This window comes from Kitasatospora sp. NPDC047058, assembly GCF_040643935.1.
In the GTDB taxonomy this organism is placed as follows: Bacteria; Actinomycetota; Actinomycetes; order Streptomycetales; family Streptomycetaceae; genus Kitasatospora.
This window is the reverse complement of the sequence record NZ_JBEYVJ010000723.1, coordinates 1-2195: the sequence shown is the minus strand read 5'-3', so window position 1 is coordinate 2195 and position 2195 is coordinate 1. Positions and strand designations below refer to the sequence as shown.

The following is a 2195-nucleotide window of genomic DNA, read 5'->3' as shown; positions in this document are numbered from 1 at the left end:
CGGCGTGGTCGCGGCGGCCGGTGCCGCGACCGCGATCGCCCTGCTGGGCGACCACGGCGGCGCCACGGCCGGCGGCGGGAGCGGCACGAGCGGCCCGCCGTCCCCCGTCGTCCGCCCGTCCGGCGCCGACGTGCCCGAGGCGAAGGCGGGTTGGCAGGCGACCCAGCAGTCGCCCTCCCCGCAGGTGCTGTGCGTCGACGGGGTGACGGTGTGCGTCTCCGTACAGCACGTCTGGGGCCTCGACGAGGGCGGCCGGACCAGGTGGACGGTGGACGGCGCCGCCCTCGGCGGCGTCTTCGCGATCGATCCGAACACCCCGCGGGCGGTCGCCGGGACGGACGCCGGCCGGCTGATCGTCCCCGTCTGGGCGGGGCAGAAGACCGACCTGCTGAGCCTCGACCCGGCCGACGGGAGGACCGACTGGAGGTTCACCCGGGACCAGAAGAACGCCTCGGCCGTGACCTCCTTCGAGGGCGTCCGGGCCGGCAAGGCCTACCTGCTGGGGAGCGGCGACGGCCAGGACCGCGGCCTGGTCCCCGGCGGCACCCACCTGTGGGCGGTCGACCTCGCGGCCCGCAGGACCGCCTGGTTCCACGGCGAGGACACCTTGCTCGCCCGGTCCGCGCTGCTGCCGGACGACGACCGCGTGATGGTCTCCAACCTCGACCAGCTCAAGGTCCTCGACGGGACGGGCGCGGTGGTCTGGACCCGAAAGCTCGCGGCGATGGGCATCGCGGCCGCCGGCGGCTACTTCCTGGCGCCCGACGCGGAAGGCAAGGTGACCGCGCTGGCCCCGGACGACAAGGGCAGCACGGCGTGGACGGCGGACGGTGTCGTCCCGGGCTCCATCCGCGGCGGCGGCTTCGCCGCCGGCGAGGACGGCAAACTCCTGTACTGCCTCTGGAAGGACGCCGACGGCGGCTGCTCGGTGGGCACCCTGGACCCGGCGAACGGCCGGCCCGGTCGGCGCACGCCGCTCCCGGCCGACTCCCCGGAGGCCAAGTACCTCGGCGCCCGCCTGCTGTACGCCGACGGCAACCTCTACCGGATGGGCGCGGACGCCGTGATCTGGGCCCTGGACCCGGCGAACGGCATCCCGCGCTGGAAGTACTCCGGGCTGAAGGGCAAGGACCCGTCGAAGCTCGCCTGGTCGGCCGGGGCCGGCCGGCTCTGCGTCTCCGACACCACCACCCAGACGATCACCGCCGTGCCCGCGAAGGGGGCCTGAGCATGCAGCGGCTCGAACCCGGTGACCCGCCCCGGATCGGCCCGTACGCCCTGCTCGGCCGGCTGGGCGCCGGCGGCATGGGCGCGGTCTACCTCGGCCGCTCGGCCGGCGGGCGGACCGTCGCCGTCAAGCTGATCAGGCCCGAGCTGGCCGGCGACCCGCGGTTCCGTGCGCGCTTCCGGGCCGAGGTGTCGGCGGCCCGGGCCGCGTCCTCGGCCTTCACGGCGCCGGTGGTGGACGCCGACCCCGACGCGCCCGTCCCCTGGATGGCCACCGCCTTCGTGCCGGGCATCGCCCTGGACGAGGCGGTCCGGCTGGTCGGCCCGTTCCCCGAGCACGTCCTGCGCATCCTCACGGCGGGCCTCGCGGAGGAACTGAGGAACATCCACGCCGCCGGGCTGACCCACCGGGACCTCAAACCGAGCAACGTCCTGCTGGCGCTGGACGGTCCGCACATCATCGACTTCGGCATCGCCCGCGCCGCCGACGGCACGGTGCTGACCGCCGAGGGGGCGGTCTTCGGCACGCCCGCGTTCATGTCGCCGGAGCAGGCGACGGGCGAGCGGGCGGGCCCGGCGAGCGACGTGTTCTCGCTCGGCTCGACCCTGGTCCACGCGGCCACCGGCGGGACCGGGCCGTTCGACGCGGGCCACCTGCTGGAGGTCCTGCGGAGGGTGGTGAGCGATGAGCCGGACCTGTCGGCGGTGCCCGCCGGGGTGCGGCTGCTGGTCGCGGCGTGCCTGGCCAAGGCCCCGGGCGACCGGCCGACACCGCAGCAGCTCGCCGCCTCCCAGGGCGTCGGGCCGCTGGTCCCCGGGACGTGGCTGCACCCGGTGCTGGTCGCCGCGATCGAGGAGACGGCGGCGGTGCTGGCCCCGCAGGCCGCCACCGGCGTCCCCCCGGCCCCACCGTTCCCGCCGGGCCCGCCCACCGGACCGACCGGCCCGCAGCCGCTCGACACGTCGGC

2 protein-coding genes are annotated in these 2195 nt (G+C 76.4%); both read left to right on the top strand.

Annotated features, from left to right (window positions below; translation table 11 throughout):
• Positions 1-1228 (top strand): PQQ-binding-like beta-propeller repeat protein (locus tag ABZ885_RS39795; protein WP_360199885.1); only part of this gene is annotated, 1228 nt, incomplete at its 5' end.
• Between the two features lie 2 nt (positions 1229-1230).
• Positions 1231-2195 (top strand): serine/threonine-protein kinase (locus ABZ885_RS39790; protein WP_360199883.1); only part of this gene is annotated, 965 nt, incomplete at its 3' end.